Genomic DNA, 22,118 nt, shown 5'->3' with positions numbered 1-22,118 from the left:
CTATAATATTATACATATTGTTTTGTATGTATATACAAGTAATTTCACATATTTTAAAAAAATCAATAAAAAAAGCACCCAAAGGTACTAATCTACTCAAAGTTTAAGTGGTTGACCTACTAAAAAGGCAAATCCAATAATTATGAAAACTGCACAAAAGAATAGCGGAGCAAATAATTTTGTTCTTTCTCATGGAGGTAAAAACATTCCACTATGTTCGTAATCAGAAGGTGCTTTTGGGTTCATCTTCTTATACTCTTCCATTTGTCTTTTTTTGTACTTTTTAGCATTAGCTTTTGCTCTTGGATAAAATGCAAGGATTGCAAGTGCAAGAACTATAAATAAGGCACCGAAAACATAGTCTGATGTTCCACTTCTAAAGAAATGATTCTGTTCTATCATGCCTGAATGCATTTCTAATTGTAATGGTATTTTATTCATTATTTCTCCTATTTAAGAATTCAATCTTTACCTTTTTGAACTTCGAATTTTGAAAGACCTTCGAAACCTCTTTGTCTCAACACTTCATAAGACATCAACATAACTGTATTAGCTAAGTTTAATGACCTTTCATGTGGTGTCATTGGAATACGAACACACATATCTAATTTATCCCTCATTATTTCTTTTGGGATTCCGGTAGATTCTCTACCAAACATTAAGAATATATCTCCTTCATGTTTAGCATAGTCTGGTGTTGAATGATATTGTTGTCCATATCTTGTTACGTAGTAAATTGTTTCTTCTCCGTATTTCTTAGCAAACTCTTCATAAGATTCATGAACCTCATGTTCGATATCTGATAATAATCTACCTGCGGCAGGTCTTTTTAAAAACTTAGGTTTTAACTCAAAAGCGATAGGTCTAATTATATGTAATTTAGCTCCCGTTGCAGAACAAGTTCTAATTATGTTTCCTGTGTTAGGTGAAATTTCCGGTTGGTATAAAACTATGTGTAACATGTTAAGCCTTTCGTAATTATAAAATAATTTCTTTTTTGGTTCTAATGTAGAAAGAATCTCTTCTAACTAATTTAGCACTCACTTCAATCAATTCTTTTTCCATGAATAATTGACAGATTGAAGTTATTGTTGCAGAATGTCATCCTAATGCTTCTTTATATTTATCTAGTAAACAATCGTCAGCTGCAAAGTATTCTTTTCTTTTTTCAGTTGGTATAATTGCGTGTTCAATCATAGCCTTTGTAAGTGATTCATTAATTTTCTCTTTACCAATTTTATTGATAAGGTCTTTTTTAAGATAAGTAATTTGAACACAAACTAAACCTTTTTCGTCATAGTATTCTTTTATTTTTACACCCATATCTTCAAGTTTAAAATCTTCTAGGAAGTTTGTTTTTTGGATATATGTTTTTTGGATGAAATCATAGTGATCGTTACTTTCTTGTTCTGTTAGTCATCTAACATCTTCTTTTATTGAATTGAATCTTTTTGAATTTGATTCTAGAAAGTTTTGAATACCTGAAGCAAGAACAACGTAACCCCTACCTTTTTGAGGTTGTAATATACCAGCAGCAACAAAAGTAGTTAAAGCTTGTCTAGCGATAATTCTAGAACAAGAGAACTTTTTAGCTAATTGATTTTCAGAAGGAAGGATTGCATCTGGTGCTCATTCTCCTGAAACGATCTTAAGTAATATGTATTTTTGAATGTATTGTCTTATAGTCATACATATATTTTAACAAAATACTTGTCTATACACTAATTTAAATAATCAGTTGGTAATACAAATGAAATAAAGAGTTCTTTAACGCCCTTCGTTTTTAGCTCAAATAGTTGCCCCATATATACCTGCGTCGTTTTTTGTTGTAGCAACCAATAATTTTGTAGCTTCTTGGATAAATGGCAATTGCATATCTTTTAAATTACCTGAAATAATATCAATTAAAGGTTGACCTAGAGCTGAAGGTCCACCACCAATAATAATTGCATCAGGATTTATTGCAGTTTGCATAACCGCCATATGACTTGCAAGTGGCATCAACGCTTCTTTTAAAAGATTCGTTATTTCAGGATCTTTCGTTTCAATTTTATGAGCTATTTCTTTAATAGTTGTTTTTTTACCAAAATGTTTAGAAAGTATTTTTTCAATGCCTGTTGCAGATGACACTGGTTCAACGCAATTTTTCAAACCACAACTACACTTAAATTTTGTTTGCATTATTCCCGCATGACCAAATTCACCAGCATAACCACCATTACCATATACCAATTTGTTATTAATGATTAAACCTCCACCAATACCTGTTCCAATTGTATAGAAAACAATCGAAGCAAACTCTGACCCTGCGCCTTTTCAGTATTCACCCATAGCTGCAGCATTCGCATCATTCAATACATACACTTCTTTACCAAATATTTTTTGAAATTCTTTTTTAGTATCGAAATCTTTTAGTTTTAAATTACCTGAAATCTTAACAACACCTGTTTCGTGATTGATAAATCCCGGCATAGATAATCCTATTCTATCTACTTCTTCAATATTAAGATCCCCTAAGTTATCTTTAATATTTTGAAATATGTTTTCTACATCTGTTGGTATTGTTCATCTTCTTGATATTTCATCATTTTCCACAAGAGCAACCTTTGCTGTTGTTCCACCTAAATCTATTGCAAGTATCTTCATTTTTTCTCCTAATATCGTAATTTATATTTTTAATTATAGCAAGTATATATACAACTTGTCTTAACAAGTAATACCCAATATAAAAATTTTACACAAATTAAGTAAAAATCTCCTTAATTTACATTTACAAATGATATCATATGTATATACAAGTAGAAAGAGGTAATATGAAAATTTTGAGTTTAGATATAGGTGGAACAGGAGTTCAATACTGTCTATATGATGCAAATACAAAAGAATTTGGAGAAATTCAAAGTATAAGCACACGAAATATCAATAAGGATGAGTTAATGATTAAAATAGCTAAGATTGCTGATAAATTAAAACCTAATATAATTTCAGCATCTTCTCCAGGGGCAATCATAAACAATGAATATGTTTCAGGTTTAACTGGCATTAAAGATTATTCGAATTTTAATTTTGCAAATGAGTTGAGATCATTGGTTGCAAACAAGGATATTACTATTAAGTTACTGAATGATGCAAATGCAGCTTTAATGAGTGAAATAGATGAAACTAATTCACATTTGGATATGGCCTTGATTTCAATCGGAACTGGAATTGGAGGTGCAATATCGCTCGCAGGAAAGATTAGAACCGGCAATAAAGGGATGGCAGGAGAATTTGGATATCAAATAGTGGATGACAAGAGAAACGTTTCTTTAGCTTCAAGTTCTAGAAGCATTGAAACTGCATTCAAAAATAAATTTAATGAATCAAGAACAGCAAAGGATATTTTAGAATTATACAATGCGGATAAAAGGTGCAAGGAAGTTATTGATTTAGCTGTTAAACAAAACGCAATAAATATTTTCAATCTTTATTACACATTAGATATTGATATTTTCATTATCTCGGGAGGTATTTCACGTTCAAAATTCTTCATAAGTGAAATCAAAAGAGTTACCCAAGAGTTAGTTGATACTCGTGGGGCACAAGAACCAATAAAAATAAAACCAGCAAAACATACCAACATGAGTGGTTTGATTGGAGCTGTAAACTTTGCATTAATATAGCAATTAAAAAAAACACCGTATGGTGTTTTATTTTTCTAATGCTAAGAATTCTTCAATTGTCATTGTAGTTTGTTCTTTTGAACCATATGCTCTAACATTAATATTTTTGTTAGCAACTTCATCATCACCAATAACAAATTGGAATTTAACTTTTGAAGTTTGCGCATTACGCATTTTCTTACCAAGTCTTTCTTTTGAATCATCAATATGAACTCTAACACCTTCTGCTTCTAGTTGTTTTTTAACTTCGAATGCATAATCTAGGTGGTGTTCCATTGAAACAGGAAGTATTGTTACTTGTTTTGGAGCAAGTCAGAATGGCAATACACCTTTTGTTTGTTCTAATAATGTAGCAATGAATCTTTCATATGTTGAAAGGAATCCACGGTGAATAAGAACTGGTCTAACTTTTTGTTCATTTTCATCTCAATAATGAGCATCAAATTTTTCTGGAAGTAAGAAGTCTAATTGTAATGTTGAAAGTGTAACTTCATGCCCAAGTGCTGTTCTAATTTGAATATCAATCTTAGGTCCGTAGAATGCTGCTTCACCTGTCATTTCTTTATATTCAATTCCAAGATCTTCAAGAACAGTTCTTAAACCATCTTCAGCTTTGTTTCACATATCTTCATCACCATGATATTTCTCTTTATCTTCTTTATCTCTTAGTGAAAGTGAAACATAATCTATTTCAATATTGAATTTTTGAAGTCCTTCTTGAATTAAGTTGTAAGCATTTTTAAATTCATCAATTATTTGATCTTCTCTACAGAAAATGTGACCCTCTGTTAATTCCATTGATCTAACTCTTTCAAGTCCTGTTAAAGCACCTGATTTTTCATATCTATAAAGACGTGATTGTTCAGAAATACGCATTGGGAAATCTCTGTATGAACGTCTTTGTGAATTAAGGATAATGAAGTGATGAGGACAAGTCATAGGTCTCATAACTAATTCTTCACCATCAACTGAAACTGGTTCGTACATATCATCTTTATAGTGAGCTCAGTGTCCAGATTGAATATACAGTTCTTTTGAACCAAATGCTGGAGTTTGAACTTCTGTGAAACCATATCTTTTTTCGGTTTTTCTTACGTATTCTTGGATTGTATTTTTAAGAATTTGACCATCTGGTAAATAAATAGGGAAACCCTTACCTGCTAATTCACTAAACATGAATATATTCATTTCTTTACCTATTTTACGGTGATCTCTTTCAGCTCTTTCAGCTCTTATTTTTAGGTATTCAGCAAGTTCTTCTTTTGACTCTCAAGCTGTTCCGTAAATTCTTGTTAATTGAATGTTATCTGAATTACCTCTTCAGTAAGCACCAGCTAATGAAAGAAGTTTGAAATGTTTAACTTCCGATACTTTTTCAACGTGTCCACCAGCACATAGGTCAGTGAATAGTGATTGTTGGTTTGTAGGGTTTATCATTCCATAATAAGTGATGTCTTTACCTTGTGAAGTGAATTCATCGATTAATTCTTGTTTATATGGTTGATCAGATAAATCAACTGCTTCTGTTTGCATAACTTTGTATCCACCAGCAAGCATTTTTTTCATTTGTTTTTCAATTTTTGCTAAATCTGAGTCTTGTAATGGTTTTTCAAATTCAAAGTCATAGTAGAACCCTTCTTCGATTGCTGGACCGAATCCAAGTTTTGTATTTGGGTATAGTTTAAGAACTGCTGCAGCAAGTAAGTGTGATGCTGTATGGTTTAGATTTTTGTTAACTTTCATGTTATCTCCTTTTAAAACAAAAAAAGTCTATTCAAGGGGCTAACGTACCACCCTTGAAAGACTCTTTTGTTTTGCTATTATATTTAATAAATAAGTAGTAATGACTATTACAATATTGTTCCCACTCTCACTATCAGGGACTCGCTTTTTCAATAATACATAACGACATCTTGTCTTATTCATAAATATTATATATCAATAAATTACTTTTGAAATTAAAATTGCTCTTATATAAATAATTAGACACGCGCATTGTATATAACATAAATTAGTTAATAAAGGTTAATTGTTATAAAAAAGTATCATTGTGAAAATTAGTTAACAAAAGTTATATAATTTTATTACCTTCTAAAAAAACTAAAATATAGAGGGCTTAAAAAATTAGGAGACAAAATGAACATTACATTAAAAGAAGCAAGAGAAGCAGTTAATGCATCTCTTAAAAAAGCAGAAGAACTAAACGTTAAAATGAATATCTCAGTTGTTGATTTCGGAGCAAACTTAGTAGCATTCGCAAGAATGGACGGAGCTTGATTAGGGTCAAAAGATATTTCAATGAAAAAAGCTAAAACAGCTAAATTCTTCGATATGAATACAGGAGAAATTGGAAAATTATCACAACCAGGTGGTTCACTATACAACATTGAACACTCTAACAATGGTTTAATAACATTCCCAGGTGGTATTCCAATCGTTAAAAACGGAAATGTTATTGGAGCAATTGGAGTTTCAGGTTCAACTGTTGAAAACGATCATGCAGTAGCACAAGCTGGAGCAGATTTATTTAAATAATTAATCTTTAAAAATCAGTTAGTTCTGATTTTTTATTTTACTAAAAATCGAAATAAAAAAAATACCCGTTAAGGATATTTTTTATTTAACCATTATTGGAATAATTTTGATGTGTAAGCGATTCCACCAACCATAGCTGCGGCTGCTAGACATGAAGCGATTCCAACTGTAACATTAATTGCTACTGCTTTACCGTTTGAAGGTCTTGAAAGAACAAGTCCTGCAATCATAGGCATTAAGAATGCTGCTGGGTTTAATACTAAAGCGTATTTTGAACCGATTGTTAATAATACTAATGTAATGAATAGTCCAACGATAGCTGGAGTAAGGTTAGCTGCAACACCGAATGATGCTACAGTAGCAATACCACCAACGAATAGTGATGAACCTACGAATTCCATTGTAGCCATTGAAAGAATATCATTTTCACCTTCTGGGAATGCAAGTGTTTCAGTAATAACTGTTTTAAGGTCTTTAACCATAAATGCAATAATTACAAATACAAATCCTCCGATAAGTGCTCCTGTTAATTGTCCTACAAGTCCTGATAATGCTAGGTCTCATGAGTTTGTAGCTAAACAAACTGCAAGTGTGGCTGCTGGGTTTACTCAACCTGTAGCTGCTACATGAGCGTTAGCTTCGTAACCAAGAGTTACGTAGATTGCAAGCATTAGTGCAATACCAATACCAGCAGCTACAAAAATTGATTTACCTTTAAGGTCTTTGATAGCTGAAGATTTTGATGTTATCACAACGCTTAGTGCGCCAAGTACTAGGAATAATGTTCCAAGTAATTCGGCAACAAAAACTGCTGAATTTCACATAATTTTCTCCTTTTATTTATAAATTGTGAGTATTAAAATAATATAATACTTTTAAATTATACTAAAAAGTTGTAAATAACAAAGAAATTGACAATAAAAACAATATTAAAAAAATGAGCTACTGCTCATTTTTATGCAAAACTAACTATCAATGCAACAATTAGATATATCGCCCCTATGATTAACATTAATCATATTCCAGCTTTACTTTTTTTAGTTTCTTCCTCTTCTAATGCTAGTGGGGAATCAACTCTTTTAAGTAAATATTTATCTTTGGTTTCTTGTTTTATGGCTTTCCTATTTAGAGATTGCCTTGCAGTGTTTCTACTTGCATAACGCGAAGTAGAGAACCCACCCAATCTTCCAACTAACCATAATAACGCAACACCGATTTGAACAGCACACAATGCAGCTCAAATTGATTCTGGTTTAGAATGAATTGCATATCCAATAATTATTATCGAAGAAATTAATAACGATAATATTAAACCAATAGTTATTTGTTTACGAATTTTTTTATTATTAAATATCTTTTGAAACAAGTTTTGTTTTTTATTATTTTGTTCCATATTTCCTACTTATGCAGTTTTCTTAGTTTCGAAACTTTTCTAGATCTTCTTGTTTCTTTTTGCTGGTATTTTTGACGTCTTTTTGGAGGAACGACCACTTTAATTTTTTCAGTTTCCTTTTTAGTTGCTGCTTTTTTTGCTGTTGCTTTTTTTGCTGCTGCTTTTTTGGCCGCTGCTTTTTTTGCTGCTGCTTTTTTGGCTGCTTCCTTTTCCTCTTTTTCAACTTCTTCCAGTGTAGGTTCATCAATACATGTCTTCTCTATGATTGAACCAACTCATTTTTTAGCTTGTTTTTTATCAGCTAAAACAAAGTGATCTTTATCATCAACTTGAACATAGAATGGTCTATTTGACATTGAATACTCTTCTAAGTATTCAGGTATGAATGTTGAATCCTTGAATCCTTGAGCAAGGTTGTTTAATGAAGGCATTGTTTTAATTAAGTTTATAGTGTATGGATGTTTTGGATTATTGAAGATTTCTTCTGTTTCTCCATATTCAACCAATTTACCAAGGTGCATAATTAATATACGATCTGAATTAAATCTAACCATTGAAAGGTCATGGGCGATGAATAACATTGCAAGCCCTAATCTTTCTTTTTGTTCTAACAACATATTAACAACCTGCGCTTGAATTGATAAGTCAAGAGCTGCAATAGGTTCATCAGCAATGATGAAATCAGGTTTATTGATGATTGCCCTAGCAATACCAACCCTTTGTCTCATACCTCCTGAAAATTCATGAGGATATCTAAATGCATGTGCCGGTTGTAAACCTGCATGTTGTAAAGTAGCGAAAACTTCCAGTCTTACTAATAATTTTTTAAGTCTTCTTTTTAAATTAAATGATTTCTTCATACCAAATAGTTCTTGAACGATTCCTTGGTATTTATCAAGTCTCTTATGTTCTTGAACTAACGAAGAATTTTTATCCTTCTTGTCTTTTGTAGAGTTATCAACAAGTTTCTTAAGCTCTGACTCATTTTTCATAGTCTCATCTTCTGAAATTAAGAAATCAGTTTCAAATTCTTCAATGAAATCAAATCTTTCAGCATAAGCTTTTGTTGCTTTTTCTTTAACATCTTCTAATTCAGCTTCAAGAATCGCTAATTTAGAATCTTTTTCAGCTTTTAACTCAGCAAATTCCTTAACATAGTTTTCTTGGAATTCAATACGTTCTTTTTTGTTATCTGCTGTTGCTGTTGCAAGTTTTTTCTCAGCTTCTTTTAATTTTTGAGTTAACTCTTCTTTATTTCTCAATTTATCTTTATTGATTAATTCTTTTAATTCTTCTTCATATCTTTCAATACGATCTGAAATTGCTTTTCTATCATTTTCAATCTCGATGATTTTTTTATCATTGTTGATTGTTGCTTCTTTCAGGAATTTAAAGTATGGTGTTTTTTCATCTCACTCTACCGCAAAAATCTCTTCTTGAATATCAGAGTATTTTTTCTTTGCGATAGATGGGTCCTTAGCTTCTTCTTTATATTTATCAAAAATATCTTTATAAAGAGCTGTCACAGTATGAAGAATTGATCTATTCAATCCATCAGAATCCATTAATATAAATTTCTTATCATTATTTAAAGTTTTAGAAAGTTGTTCGATGATTTTCTTATCTTTTGCAATAGATGCATTTAAGAAGTTTTGAGTTCCATAAGTACTTGCAAGAGGCATATTAATTTTTGCTTCTTTCATTTCTAATTTGTGTTGCTCAATTAATTCAGAAAATGCAACTGAAGAAACATTTGCTTCTAATGCTTCTTCATTTTCCAGTTCTTGAAGTTCTTCTTTTAATTCTTGAATTTTTAATTCAAGTTCTCTAGTTGCTTTTGATGCTTTAATATTTTCTTTAGCTAACTTGTATTCTTTCTTAGCTTTAAGAAGCGCTATCTCATCTCAAGGACTAACAGCTTCATTTTTAATTACATCTCTTAATTCTCTTCATTTTCTAAAGAAGCCGTGTAGGTTCTCAGCTGAAGAATTTATAATTTCGGTATGTGCCGCAGATAAAGTTTTGTAGTAAATACCAATTGCAATATTAAACAATGAAAGTTTAACATCATTCTTGTTACATTGCATTTCTTCTAATTCTTTAATGATTTTTTTGTAAGCTTCGATTTGAACTGTGTATTTAAGCTCTTTGTGAGCTCATTTTGTTTCATAAAAGTATGAATTTAATGTTGAACTAAAGAATACCAACATTTCTGAACGGTCTTCTAAATATTCGTTAACCATTTTTTTATCAGTCCCATTAACTTTTAATGGTTCTGAAATGATATGAAGGATATTTTTTTGTCCATTCAATGAAGAATAAGGATCTTGGAAAATCATTTGAGCATTATTTCTCAATGATCTTTCATCTTTTTTACTTATTTTTTTAGTAGCATATTCTTTTCCAGAGATTTCAATTGAACCTGAGTCAGGAATGTGAAGTCTTAATAAAGATCTACCAATTGTTGTTTTACCTGATCCAGATTCACCAATTAAACCAACAATTTCCCCTTTTTTGATTGTGAAAGAAACGTTGTCAATAGCTTTAACAACACCATTTTTAGACATGAATGCTTTATTTAGTTGTGATACTCTTACTACTTCTCTATTTGACATGTTTTTGACCTTTCAATTCTTTCAATGTTGTTCTTGCTCTTTCCATGATTATTGTAACCTCTTCTGGTGGGTTAACACTTGGTGAAGAAGGGTGTAATAATCAAGTTGCAGCAAAATGATCATCCTTAACTCTAAATAAAGGTGGTTCCTTTAAGAAATCGATCTTAAGGGCGTAAGGATTCCTTACTGAGAATGGGTCCCCTTCAGGTAAGTTTGTAAAGTTTGGAGGTGTTCCTGGAATTGTGAATAATCTATCACTATCATGATCAGGATCTGGCATAGCAGCCATTAACGATCAAGTATATGGATGTCTAGGATCAGAGAATAATTCCTCTGTTTTACCCTTTTCAACAACTCTACCAGCATAGAATACATAGATGTAATCACAAAGAGTTGCAATTACAGCGATATCATGAGAAATAAAGATAATTGAAATGTTAAATTCACGTCTTACTTCTTCAAATAATTCTAGAACTGATGCTTGAACAGTTGGGTCTAAAGCAGTTGTTGGTTCATCAGCAATGATAACATCAGGCATACATGCAACAGTCATCGCAATAATTACCCTTTGTCTCATACCTCCTGAAAATTCATGAGGGTATGAATCAATTCTTTCTCTAGCACCTTTAACACCAAAACGTTCTAATAGTTCAATAGCTCTATCTTTACGTTCTTTTGTTGATTTTAAATCACTATGAAGTTCAAGTGATTCCATAATTTGTTTTCCAATTGTTTTTGTTGGATTTAATGAAGTCATTGAATCTTGAGGTATATAAGCGACTTTTTTACCACGAATATCTCTTCATATCTTCTTATTATCAGTCATTTTAAAACTATCAGCATTTGTTGTTTGAGAAATCTTCTCATTTTTTAGTTTTCTTAATGATTTTTTAAGTTCTTTTTTCTTTTCATCTTTTTTTGCTTTTTTAAGATCTGTTTCTGCAGTACGTATTTGTTCATCGATAACTGTTGATTTTGGGTTTTCTCCTTCAAGAACATTAACTCCATCAATATTAATTGAAGAAGCAACTGTTGTTGAGTTTGAATTCATTTTTAGCAGTGTTTTAGCTGTAACAGATTTACCTGATCCAGATTCACCAATAAATCCAACAATTGAACCTCTCGGGATATCGAAATCAACACCACGAATAATACGCATTAATTCTTTTTTATTTGTAGGGTGTTTAAATGAAACTTCTAAGTTTCTTACCGAAATAATATTTTCCATGTTGTTTCCTTTCTATCCTGAAATTTTTGGATCAAATGCATCTCTTAAACCATTTGCTAAGTTTTGTAGTGAGATTGTTAGTAATAATATAACCATTACAGGACCTAATACGTAATATACTTGTTCAAGAATATGTGAACGTCCTGTTTGAATTAAGTTACCTAGTGTAGCAGCACCTTCTGCACCAACTGACATTCCTAAGAAAATCAATGTTGCTTCGAAGAATATAACTGCTGGAACCCTAAGAACAAATGAAACCATAAGTCTACCCATAATGTTAGGTAGTATGTGTCTGTAAATTCTTCCGAATTTTGAAACACCTGTTACTTCAGCTGCAAGAATAAAGTCTCTATCTTTAACTTTAAGTGTAAATAGTCTAGCAGCTCAAATTGGACCTGTTCAACCGACCAGTATTAATACCAATGCAATTGATCAGAACCCAGTTCCAAGTATTGTTGCGAATAAAATCATTCATAACAATACTGGTGTAGATTTAAATATTTCAATAATACGCATAACAATTGTATCTGTTGCTTTCCCTACGTGGAAACCAATTCAAACACCAACACCAACACCGATAATTGTTTCAGTAACGGCAACTAATAGCGCTAGTTTTAATGATCATGCAGTACCAATTCATAATCTAGTTCATACATCTCTACCAACTTCATCTGTACCTAAGATTAAGTTGTGTGAGTTAACCATAGTATTTAAAACAGTAATTCTAACTTGACCTGTTGATTTAACAACATGTACACCATCATGTCCAACATTAGCTGGGTCAAATGGTAAGTTAGGTGTTCCGTGAGGTCAATTTCAATGTCCAGCGACATTTCCTGACTTAGGAACTCAATCTGGGTTATTTCATTCTGGGATTGAAATCATGAAGTCTTTTGTTTGCTCACCTGCTCACGTTGGTTTTAATAAACGAATATCATTACCCCTAGTTCCTGAAATAGGATCTAATTCCGTATACCTTGAAGTTAGAGGAACAATTATTGTCAGCAATAGAATTACTAGAATTATTGCTAAGAATAATCAGTTTCATTTATTAGAGAAGAATCTTTTGAAAATATCTTTTGTCATTGTGCTGGCTTTACCAACAACTTGAACATCATCCTTTTCTTTTACTTCTTCGATTACAAATCATTTTGCATTAATATCTTGGAGGTTGTATTCTTTATTGAATTCTGTTGAAGTCATTATTTACCTCCTTCTACATTAGCTTCTGCTTTGGCATTTGCTTTGTTGAAAGCTTGTTTTCTACCTTTTGCAAGTTTAATACGTTTAAAGATTGACATTTTTTGTGATTGAGCAATCTTGATTCTTGGATCAATAAATACATATAGAACATCAACCAATAACTGAACGAGCATTGTTAGTGATGAATAGAATAATATTGAGAATAAGATAATGTATGTTTCTTTGTTTTGAACGGCCAGAACAATAATACTTGATGTACCTGGAACCGCAAAGAAACGCTCAATAATTAATGAACCTGTTAGCAATGTAACGAACATAGGTAAGATTATTGATACCAATGGAATTGAAACATTACGGAAAACGTGTCTTCTAATTATTTGTTTTTCTGAAAGACCTTTTGCTCTTGCGATTGCAATAAAGTCTGACTTAAGTATTTCAACAACTTCGTTACGTGTGTAGTAAGTTAAAGTTGCCATACCACCCAATGTTAGAGTGATGATTGGAAGAACTAATGAAAGTGCTTCAAATGATGAACCTAGCGCTTCTTCAAAAGCGACAGGTAATCCAACTCTTGTACCAATCAACATTAAGAAAATGGCTCAGATGAATGAAGGAACAGCAACAAATAACATAACAAAAACATTTATTAGTGTATCTTGTCATTTACCACGTTTATAACCTGCTATAAATCCTAGTGTAACTCCGACAATTGTTGAAATTACGAATGCAGGAACTGTAACTAACATTGAATATTTAAGCGGTTTGAAGAATATGTTAGGAATTGTTGACCCTTTATACGCTTGATTATAAACATCACCAAATTGTAAGTGGAAAATACCTGACATGTACCTTCCATATCTAACCATAATAGGATCGTTCAATCCGTATCCATCAGCAAGCACTTTAATATCCGGCGCACCATCTTTCATAGAAGCATCTTCAAGAGCTTTTGGATAACCAGGCATTAAATCCATAAGGAAGAATGTTATCGTGATAACTATAAATAGCGAAAGCAGTAGCAACGCTAGTCTTTTAAAAATATATTTAATCATTTATTTACTCCTCCTTAATCTAAATCGACACTGTAGTCTTGTAAGAATTCAGTACCGTTTTTTAATGTTCTTTTGTGTAGTCATTTTTTAACCACAACAATTGTAGCTCCACCAGTTTCCCTGTTTGGAATTAGTGATGTGTACTTACTAATGATTGGACGGTAATATACCGCATGATCCTGTAAGTAAGCAACTACTTCAGTCATAAACTTATTATCTGTTGCTTTCTCTAAATATCCTTTTGAGGTCATAGCTTGAGCAGCATTCATCAATTCCTTTTTATCAGCACTAAAGTCTGAAGTTTGGTTTTGAGACATCTTATAAATGTCTTCTGTTGTAATTGTTTTTACAACGTTTTCATCAATTTTGTATTTTCCCATCAGTTGTTTAAGTTCCGGTTGTTTAGCAGCATCAAGCATTTGACCCACTATAATACCAGTTCTCTCTATACCAACTATCCCTTGTAATGAAGAAGAAGCAGCTGGGTAATCCGGAGATCATGCAGCATATTGGAATTCAGCTTCATTGTGTTGGAATGCATTCAAGTGTGTTGATCATGTAGGAGGAACAACCCTCTTAAACTTAATCGCTCCGCCAGATGCTTCATTAAACACTTTAATCATTGTTGATCATTGTTTAACCATTTCAGATGAATCTTTACCCTTATCCGCAGCACCTCATGTTTGTAGAGGAATGTAAGCTGGGTCACTTGATGTTGCTCCAATATTACTTGCAACTTCATTTAAGATTTTTTTAGCTATGTCAAACGCTGGTGACTTAGCTGATTCAAATTCTGAATCACCATGACTGTTGTATTGATTTTTCATTTCAATATATGAAGGAGCAATTGTTGGTTTTGCTCAAATTGAATCATCAACTTTATCTGTAGCTGGTCTTGGGTTGGCATTATTTTTTTCTAGTAATTCTCAAACAGTTTTTCCACCCTCAGTAGTTTTTTGTTCTGGGGCTAATGGAGATAATAACGCTAATTTTTGTGTTGTACCTGAAGCAGCAACTGAACCTGCATATCAGTTATAAGCAGCGTCCATTGCTTTTCTTAATTTCATACCATTACCGTTATAGAATTCATTTAATGCAGAAGGGTTTTTAAGAACCTTATCTCTAGTAGTCATTCCTTTACCGTACATAGCTTCCATACCTTTGGCATTATATGCACCAGCAAGACTTTTAGGCAATGTTGGGTTTCATAGTAGTTTGTTTTGTAATCCAACTTTAAACACTTTCGATAAAGTAGCACCGTATTTATCAGCATTAGCTCTAATTTGTAATTGAATATCCGGGTTCTTTCAAGCTTTAGCATCGAAAATTGATTCTAAACCATTTTCGTAACCAGTTTTTCTAGCTAGAGCTTCCGCTTGTGGGTCAGCTCCTTCTGGTGTAACATGGTAAGTATATTTTGTAATTCTTGTTTTATCATTAACGAAGTTTTTATCTCAATAATGATTATTTTTAACAATTGTATAACCATTCAAGAAACTATAACTTGTATAGAAGTATGGTGAAACACTTAGTATATCTTTAACACCTGAAAGTTGTGAACCATCTTTTCCATATGTTGTAATCCCATATTTAACTTCTGGTTTTGAACTACCTTTAGCCATTTCATCAATTTTAGTTGAAGGAACTGGAGAAAAGTAAGAGTTGTTTGCGAATAATGAATCAAGAATCATACCAGACGGTTTTGTAAGAGAAACTGTAAACTCACGATCATCTTTTGTAAGTTTTTCTCCATCTGCAATTGTTTTTTCTACATCAACACCAAAAAGATCTAATAGATATCCATTGGTGTTATTTAAACTCTTGTCATTTGCATCTAGTCCAGAAAGAGAACTAAATTGAGGAAGTCCAGGAATTTTCTTACCATTCAAAGTACCATTTTCTCTAACTGGTTTAGAAGCCGCCAAAGAACGCATCATTCCATAGAAGTAATCCTTTGCGTTTAATGTATATTGTGACGCTTTGTTTTTGTATGTTGTTCATTTAGTATCTCTAATTTTGAATTTGTAAAATTTGTATTCTACTTTTGTTGCACCATTAACGATGTCTGTTGGTTTAATTTCAGTTCAATTTGTACCATCAATAGAACCTTTGATAGATTCAGCACCTTGGAATTCAACTTCTTCTTTTTGAGAAGTTTCTCATGTGATTTGTTTTTTAGGGTCTACATTCTTTAAATCTGAATTAACTTTAGCCTTATTTAAACCTGTCGCTTTTGTTCTTAAAAGGGGTAATGTTCTACCTGATGAACTCCCATCATCTGTAACGGCGTTACCAGAGATAAATTGAGAGTCAAATGTTCTTTGAGGAAGTGGAGCAAGTGTACCATATTTATTTATTTCAGTTCTTTTGAATCTGTAATATGTTGCAAAATCACGATTATTTTTCCCACATGAAACTGCAGTAACAACCGGAATAGCGATTGTTAATGCTGCTGCCATTACTCCTAATGAAATTTGTTTTGTTTTTCTTGTCATTTTATCTCCTTTTAATTAAGTAATTATTTCTTGAAAAGTTTATTACCTATTTTTACGTATTCATCAATGAATGTTTCAAGTGAATTAAACGCTTCTTTATAGATGTTTTTATCGTATAAATCGATACCAGCATCTTTTAATATTTCAATTGGTCAATCTCTTCCACCTGCTGAAAGGAATTTATCAATATAGTTTTGTAGTGCTTCTGCACCATCTTTTTTGTATCTTTGGAAGAATACGGTTGCTACTGTGTATCCTATTGCATATTTATATACGTAGAATCCATAGTAATAATGTGGAACCATGATTGCTCCTCATTGTTCATCCTCTTTATATTTAGGATTTTTCTTATTAGTGTATTTCTTTGAGTTTTCAAAATAAATATTTGAAAGTGCTTCATATGAAGAAACTGGTTTACCTTCTTCAATTGCTTTTAATAAATCATATTCATAGTTAGATCACATTGTTTGTCTCATGATTGTTCCATCAAAACCTGAAATTGCAGATTCTAATAAATCAAATTTTAACTTATCATCATTTGTTGTTTTTAATAAGTGGTCTGTAAGCATTAGTTCATTGAAGATTGATGCTATTTCAGCTAAGAATATTGGATAACCTGATAATGAAATAGGTTGTGTCTTATCTGAATAGTAAGAATGCATTGAATGTCCTAATTCGTGAGCTAGAGTTTCTACTGATCTTAATTCTCCATCTCAGTTCATTAAAATGTATTTAGCTTCTAGTCCATGAGAACCACCAATTGAATAAGCTCCTGAACGTTTATTCTTAATAGTCATATAATCAATTCATCTATCGTTAAACGCTTTCCTAAGAACATCTGTATATTCTTTACCCATAGGTTTTAAAGCTTCTAAAATCAGTGCTTGACCTTCTTCTACTGTGTATTCTGATTTAACTTTAACCAATGGAACTGATGCATCTCATACTTTAAATGTTTTGTTGAATTTTGATTTAAAGAATCTTTTCTTAGCAGTTGCATATTTTTTAAATACAACTTTATTTTCTTGAACTGAAGAGTAAAGAGTGTTTAATAATTCTTCATCAGCTTTATCGCTAGCAATCTCCGCTTGAACAGCTGAATCATAATTTCTAACTTTTGCCATAACAGCTGTTTCTTTAAAGTGTTGGAAAAGTAAGTTTGATAATGATTGCTTGTGTTTTAAGTAACCATTACGATAATTAATCATTGTTGATTTACGAACAGCTTCATCTGAGTGTTTCATTAACTTAGATCTATTAGCAGAAGTTATCTTTATCTTTCTTCCTTTTGATGTTGTTGCATAACCATAATCTAATTCTGAATCAGTAATGATTTCGAATGTTGAAGAAGCATCAATGTTTGCTCTTGAAGATTGTGTTAAGAAGTTTTCAATTTCATCTGATAATTTGTGTTTAAGTTGGTCGAGTGTTCCGATGATTGCTTTTTTGTAATTTGCAAAAGATTTCTTTTCTGCTCATTCACGTAATTTTGCTTCGTGTTTAAACATCCTATTTATTTCAGAACCAAATTCTTTTTGAAGTTTAAAGAATTCAAATTGTAACTCTTCTTGCATTTGCTTGAATTTTGGATCTGCAATATCTTGGTTTGAATTATTTGAAATATAGTTTGAAACCTTGTTTAAAGTTAATGTCATTTCATCATCTTTTTTAAGTGAGTTTAAATACTTTCTTTCGCTATCGTATTTAGAATCTTTTATCTTGATAGCCGCCTTGTATTCAGTGATAGCTTTTTTAAATCAAAACTCATATGTTTTTCCTTCTAAAATCGCTTCTAAATCTCATGTGTATTTTTTTTCTACACTTTTGTGGTTCTTGTATTCTTTTGCTTGTGACATCTTCTCCTCTTTCTTTATGATTTCAATTTCTTAAAAAGGCCTAGGCACAAATAAAAGAATAAGGCTTCGTGTTTATTAAACAACTATCCTTATTCTTCATCAATAGTTATTGTCATAGCACCATCGCGTTAGCGAGACAATGTAAAGTATTCCCCTACATTGCACAATAAGAAGGCATAACTTTTCTTATCGTTCTGCTTTGGCCCTTTCAATTACTTCATTGGTATCCCTCTGTAATTTACTAATGCTTCAAGCGCCTCTAATCTTTAAATGTTTTTTATCCTTTTACTTTTTTGTAATCAATTATATAAATTATATATTATTTATCGAAAAAATCAAGTATAAAGGGGGTTTGAAAGGAAAATCTAACCATTAAAAACAATAAAAAAATACGAAATTAATCGTATTTTATTAATGATACTGTTTCGTATTCTGAAAGTGAAGGTTCATGTTTTACAAATAATAAGTTAATTAAGAAAACAAGTTTTTTAACTTCTCCACCTAGTTCTTCAACTAATTCAATAATAGCTTTAGTTGTACCACCTGTAGCTAATAAGTCATCTACAATGGCAACAGTTTGACCTGGTTTAATTGCGTCTTTGTGCATTTGTAGTTCGTTTGTTCCGTATTCAAGATCGTATTTTCTCTTGATTACTTCACTAGGTAATTTACCTGGTTTACGAACCATAATGAATGGTTTTTTCAATAATGCAGCAACTGGTGCTCCAAATAAAAATCCTCTTGCATCTGCTCCAACGATAACATCAACGTCCTTTGCTTCTTCTGCCATCATTTTAATTACTTCATTGAATACTTCACCATTTGCTAAAAGAGGTGAGATATCTTTAAATCCAATTCCTTCTTTTGGGAAGTTTTGAATTTCTCTTATATATTTTTTTAATTCCATAACTAATAGATTATAAAGAAAAAAATGCCCGCAAGCATTTTATTCTTTAAAATTTTTATCAATTAGTCGATTTTAACTTTAACTGATGCACCCATTGAAGTTTTAACAACAATGTTTTGAATGTATGCACCTTTAACTACTGATGGTTTTAGTTTCTTGATTAATTCAAGAACTGTTTCAGCATTTTCAACAAGTTTTGCGTCTTCGAATGATTTTTTACCAATCATTGTGTGAACATTTCCTTGTTTGTCTGTTCTATAGTTAGCTTTACCAGCTTTTAAATCTGCAACTGCTTTTCCTAAGTTAGGAGTAACTGTTCCAGTTTTTGGGTTAGGCATAAGACCTTTTGGTCCAAGAACTTTACCGAATTTACCTAGTGTCATCATCATTTTTGGTGTTGCAACGATAACGTCGAAGTTAAATTCACCTTTTTTAAGGATATCTGTTAATTCTTGTGGATCAACTGCGATATCTGCTCCAGCTTCTTTAGCTGCTTCTAATTGTTTAACATCATCTGATGCTGCAAGAACTCTGATTGATTTCCCTGTTCCGTTTGGAAGAGAAACTGCTCCTCTAAGTTGTTGGTCAGCTTTTCTTGTGTCAAGGTTTAAGTTGAAAACAAGTTCTACTGATTCATCAAATTTTGCGTATGATGCTTCTTTAGCAAGTTTAATTGCTGATGCTAGATCTAACATTTGTGTTGAATCTACTTTAGCGTTTGACGCTTTTACGTTTTTTGAGATTTTAGCCATTATTTATCTCCTTCTTCTTCAGCTGATTGAGCGATTGCGTTAACTTCAATAGCTTGTCCTTTAGTTTCAACAGCTGTTGCTGCTGCTTCTTCTAGAGCTGCTTCTTTAGCGTTTGCAGTTGCGATATCTTTTGCTGCTTCTTTAGCTGCTGCTTGAGCTTCTTTAAGATCAACAAGTCCTTCAACAACAACACCCATGTTTTTAGCTGTTCCTGCAATTTGTTTCATAGCAGATTCAATTTTGTTTGTGTTTAAGTCAACAAGTTTGTATTCTGCGATTTCTTTTAATTGGTCCATTGTGATTGTTCCAACGATATCTGTTTTAGCGTTTGCTGCTCCAGATTTAATTCCTGCTGCTTGCTTAATTTTGTAAGATGCAGGAGCTGTTTTTGTTTCGAATCTGAATGATCTGTCTGAGTAAACTGTAATTACTACAGGAACAGGTTCACCATTTCTATCTTTAGTTTCATCGTTAAATGCTCTTGTAAATTCAGGCATTACAATTCCAAGCCCAGCTAGTTCTGGTCCAGGTTTTGCTTGACCTGCGTTAAATTCTAGCTTAGCGATACGTGTGATTTCTTTAGCCACGAGCTACCTCTTTTCATTTTTATAAATTTTTAGTCCTCTGCGCGGTATAACGACTAGTGCATTTCGCATGTCTTCCGCTCACTATTGGATCGCACTATACTAAGTGCTTATTTATTATACCAAATAAAAATAAAAAAGAGCTCAAATGCTCTATTTTTTTAGGTTTGTTTTGGGTGTTGTTTCTATTGTTTTTGTTTTTTCAAATCTTTTCTTAAGTAATTTATTGAAAATTGGGAAAGTTATAAATATTGCCAATTGAACAAAGAACATAATTGAACCTATGTAATTTTTAACCCCTTCTCCTGGTTCAAATAATCCATATGAAGAAGTCTGGTTAGGGTTTTTAATTAAGTCTATATATATTGTTGAATATATTAATGAGAATATCAATGAACCAAATATCCCCGCAACCGCTATCACTGAAGCGGTTCAGAAAACGATTGGATGCATTTTAGTTGTATTCAAATGTTTACGCTTAATTGTATAAATAAGAATAATCGTTGCTAATAATCCAAATATAAAGAATGTAGGTCAGTTAGATAAACTATCAATAAGAGAATCAGTATTTAATATTATTGAAGGAATTAATAATATCGATGCTCAGAAAGTTATTATTCCCGCTGCATATATAAGAGTAGTTTTAAATATACCCAGTTTTTCTTTCATTCATCTCATCCCGAAGAATAAATTAGTTTCAATCCCCTGTTCAATAGCAGCTCAGTATCCTGCAGAGTATCCATTAACAACTCCTCAAGCAGATATAGCAATAAACATATAAACAATTATCCCTAAAGTTTTTTGCGCAACTGGATTGCCAAAAACATCTTTTAAAATAATATCAACCGAAGGTGCAGTATGCAATATAGAAGCGAGAGATATTAATGAGTTAACAATAATAACAATCAACATACCTATAAAAAGAATTTTAGGAATTTGTTTCTCTCCGTTCTTGACTTTCTTTTGCATAGTTGCAACATTTAAAAATCCATCATATGCAAATAACACAGCAGGTAGAGCCGCAATTATTAATACAGGGTTGAATTGTCCATGTGTAAATCCATTCGAACCATGTAAAGGATTTCTTACATCAGAATAATGATGAGATGTCGCCATACCAACTCCAATAATAATTGCTGCAATTAATGGTATGAATTTTAGAACAACTGTTATTTGTTGAAAAATACCAGATGCTTTAACAGATGTAACATTTACAAAGATCAGGAAAGCAGTTATGAATAAACCAAATAAAGCATGACCTCAAATGGGTATAGCATCACTTTTCATTCAACCAGCTATAACCATTCCTTGGAATGTAGCTTCGGAAGCGAAGAAACCTAAAACAAATGTAAAGAATCCCGTGTAGAAAAATGAATATGTAAATTGTGAGAAATAACCCATTTTTTTACCACCAACAAATGTAGCTCATTTAGCAATTCCTTCAGTTTTGGATTCCATTTTAGTAGTACCTATTTCAGAAAAAGAAATGGCTAATCCCAATGCTAAAATACCACCAACTATCCACGCCGCTAATCATGTGGCTCCATTTTGATCTGTGATTCTTGATATTGAACCATTCTTAAAAAAGATTCCAATCCCAACAACAGAACCTATCAGCATAGATATAGCTGCTCAAAAGCCCATTTTTCTTGCTTTTTTAATTGACATATTCACCTCCTTATTCTTTTTAAATAATCTCAACTTTATGAAAACACAAACAATTAATTAAAGATTTTGAAAATATACAATTACATAGATATTATTAAAAAATATCTTTTTTATATATTTATTTATAACACACACCCTTTTATATTAAAAATATATGAATATTAAAAA

Annotated in this window: 19 protein-coding genes and 1 riboswitch; of the genes, 2 read left to right on the top strand and 17 right to left on the bottom strand. The window is 31.8% G+C overall.

The window, feature by feature from the left end; genetic code table 4:
* Positions 1-87 precede the first annotated feature (87 nt).
* The 4 genes from ACOMC1_RS01195 to ACOMC1_RS01180 form a co-directional block, all read right to left on the bottom strand.
* Complete coding sequence (locus ACOMC1_RS01195; RefSeq protein WP_420330822.1) at positions 88-441, bottom strand: hypothetical protein; 354 nt, start codon at positions 439-441, stop codon at positions 88-90.
* A gap of 8 nt (positions 442-449) precedes the next feature.
* Positions 450-962, bottom strand: coding sequence for a tRNA (cytidine(34)-2'-O)-methyltransferase (locus ACOMC1_RS01190; RefSeq protein WP_420330821.1), 513 nt, complete (start codon positions 960-962; stop codon positions 450-452).
* A 16-nt stretch (positions 963-978) separates the two neighbouring features.
* The gene (locus ACOMC1_RS01185; protein WP_420330820.1) at positions 979-1,689 is read right to left on the bottom strand and encodes a GntR family transcriptional regulator; all 711 of its coding nucleotides are present in this window, start codon (positions 1,687-1,689) and stop codon (positions 979-981) included.
* Between the two features lie 78 nt (positions 1,690-1,767).
* Positions 1,768-2,646, bottom strand: coding sequence for an ROK family protein (locus ACOMC1_RS01180; protein WP_420330819.1), 879 nt, complete (start codon positions 2,644-2,646; stop codon positions 1,768-1,770).
* A 167-nt stretch (positions 2,647-2,813) separates the two neighbouring features.
* Between ACOMC1_RS01180 and ACOMC1_RS01175 the strand changes: the two genes are divergently transcribed.
* Positions 2,814-3,662 (top strand): ROK family protein, encoded by an 849-nt coding sequence (locus ACOMC1_RS01175; RefSeq protein ID WP_420330818.1) that lies wholly within the window; start codon positions 2,814-2,816, stop codon positions 3,660-3,662.
* A gap of 27 nt (positions 3,663-3,689) precedes the next feature.
* Here the strand turns inward: ACOMC1_RS01175 and thrS are convergent, their stop codons facing one another.
* Positions 3,690-5,405: a threonine--tRNA ligase gene (gene thrS, locus ACOMC1_RS01170; protein ID WP_420330817.1), complete on the bottom strand. Its 1,716-nt coding sequence runs from the start codon at positions 5,403-5,405 to the stop codon at positions 3,690-3,692.
* 393 nt (positions 5,406-5,798) lie between these two features.
* On the opposite strand from thrS, the gene ACOMC1_RS01165 reads away from it, so the two are divergent.
* Positions 5,799-6,197 carry a GlcG/HbpS family heme-binding protein gene (locus ACOMC1_RS01165; RefSeq protein WP_420330816.1) on the top strand — a complete coding sequence of 133 codons (399 nt, stop codon included), beginning with the start codon at positions 5,799-5,801 and terminating at the stop codon, positions 6,195-6,197.
* 92 nt (positions 6,198-6,289) lie between these two features.
* On the opposite strand, the gene ACOMC1_RS01160 is transcribed toward ACOMC1_RS01165, so the two are convergent.
* From ACOMC1_RS01160 to ACOMC1_RS01105, 12 genes are all read right to left on the bottom strand, one after another.
* Positions 6,290-7,021 carry an aquaporin gene (locus ACOMC1_RS01160; protein ID WP_420330815.1) on the bottom strand — a complete coding sequence of 244 codons (732 nt, stop codon included), beginning with the start codon at positions 7,019-7,021 and terminating at the stop codon, positions 6,290-6,292.
* A gap of 131 nt (positions 7,022-7,152) precedes the next feature.
* Complete coding sequence (locus ACOMC1_RS01155; RefSeq protein WP_420330814.1) at positions 7,153-7,590, bottom strand: DUF3899 domain-containing protein; 438 nt, start codon at positions 7,588-7,590, stop codon at positions 7,153-7,155.
* A gap of 5 nt (positions 7,591-7,595) precedes the next feature.
* Positions 7,596-10,205 carry an ATP-binding cassette domain-containing protein gene (locus ACOMC1_RS01150; protein WP_420330813.1) on the bottom strand — a complete coding sequence of 870 codons (2,610 nt, stop codon included), beginning with the start codon at positions 10,203-10,205 and terminating at the stop codon, positions 7,596-7,598.
* Complete coding sequence (locus tag ACOMC1_RS01145; protein WP_420330812.1) at positions 10,195-11,433, bottom strand: ABC transporter ATP-binding protein; 1,239 nt, start codon at positions 11,431-11,433, stop codon at positions 10,195-10,197. The genes ACOMC1_RS01150 and ACOMC1_RS01145 overlap by 11 nt, the downstream gene beginning before the upstream one ends.
* 12 nt (positions 11,434-11,445) lie before the next feature.
* Positions 11,446-12,636, bottom strand: coding sequence for an ABC transporter permease (locus ACOMC1_RS01140; RefSeq protein WP_420330811.1), 1,191 nt, complete (start codon positions 12,634-12,636; stop codon positions 11,446-11,448).
* Complete coding sequence (locus ACOMC1_RS01135; protein ID WP_420330810.1) at positions 12,636-13,688, bottom strand: ABC transporter permease; 1,053 nt, start codon at positions 13,686-13,688, stop codon at positions 12,636-12,638. Before ACOMC1_RS01135 ends, ACOMC1_RS01140 begins: the two co-directional genes overlap by 1 nt.
* Positions 13,689-13,702: 14 nt before the next feature.
* The gene (locus ACOMC1_RS01130; protein WP_420330809.1) at positions 13,703-16,183 is read right to left on the bottom strand and encodes an OppA family ABC transporter substrate-binding lipoprotein; all 2,481 of its coding nucleotides are present in this window, start codon (positions 16,181-16,183) and stop codon (positions 13,703-13,705) included.
* 23 nt (positions 16,184-16,206) lie between these two features.
* Positions 16,207-18,039 (bottom strand): oligoendopeptidase F, encoded by a 1,833-nt coding sequence (gene pepF, locus ACOMC1_RS01125; RefSeq protein WP_420330808.1) that lies wholly within the window; start codon positions 18,037-18,039, stop codon positions 16,207-16,209.
* A gap of 107 nt (positions 18,040-18,146) precedes the next feature.
* Positions 18,147-18,309, bottom strand: a riboswitch (Lysine riboswitch).
* Between the two features lie 127 nt (positions 18,310-18,436).
* A complete protein-coding gene (locus tag ACOMC1_RS01120; protein WP_420330807.1) occupies positions 18,437-18,946 on the bottom strand; it encodes an adenine phosphoribosyltransferase in 510 nt (169 codons plus the stop codon).
* 62 nt (positions 18,947-19,008) lie between these two features.
* The gene (gene rplA / locus ACOMC1_RS01115; RefSeq protein ID WP_420330806.1) at positions 19,009-19,698 is read right to left on the bottom strand and encodes a 50S ribosomal protein L1; all 690 of its coding nucleotides are present in this window, start codon (positions 19,696-19,698) and stop codon (positions 19,009-19,011) included.
* Positions 19,698-20,285: a 50S ribosomal protein L11 gene (rplK, locus tag ACOMC1_RS01110; RefSeq protein ID WP_420330805.1), complete on the bottom strand. Its 588-nt coding sequence runs from the start codon at positions 20,283-20,285 to the stop codon at positions 19,698-19,700. The genes rplA and rplK overlap by 1 nt, the downstream gene beginning before the upstream one ends.
* A gap of 150 nt (positions 20,286-20,435) precedes the next feature.
* Positions 20,436-21,950 (bottom strand): APC family permease, encoded by a 1,515-nt coding sequence (locus ACOMC1_RS01105; protein ID WP_420330804.1) that lies wholly within the window; start codon positions 21,948-21,950, stop codon positions 20,436-20,438.
* Positions 21,951-22,118 lie beyond the last annotated feature (168 nt).

Origin of the sequence: Mycoplasma todarodis (assembly GCF_965212735.1) — a bacterium.
In the GTDB taxonomy this organism is placed as follows: Bacteria; Bacillota_I; Bacilli_A; order Mycoplasmatales; family Metamycoplasmataceae; genus Mycoplasma_K; species Mycoplasma_K todarodis_A.
The sequence above is the reverse complement of the archived record's forward strand: the minus strand, read 5'-3'. Positions and strand labels throughout refer to the sequence as shown.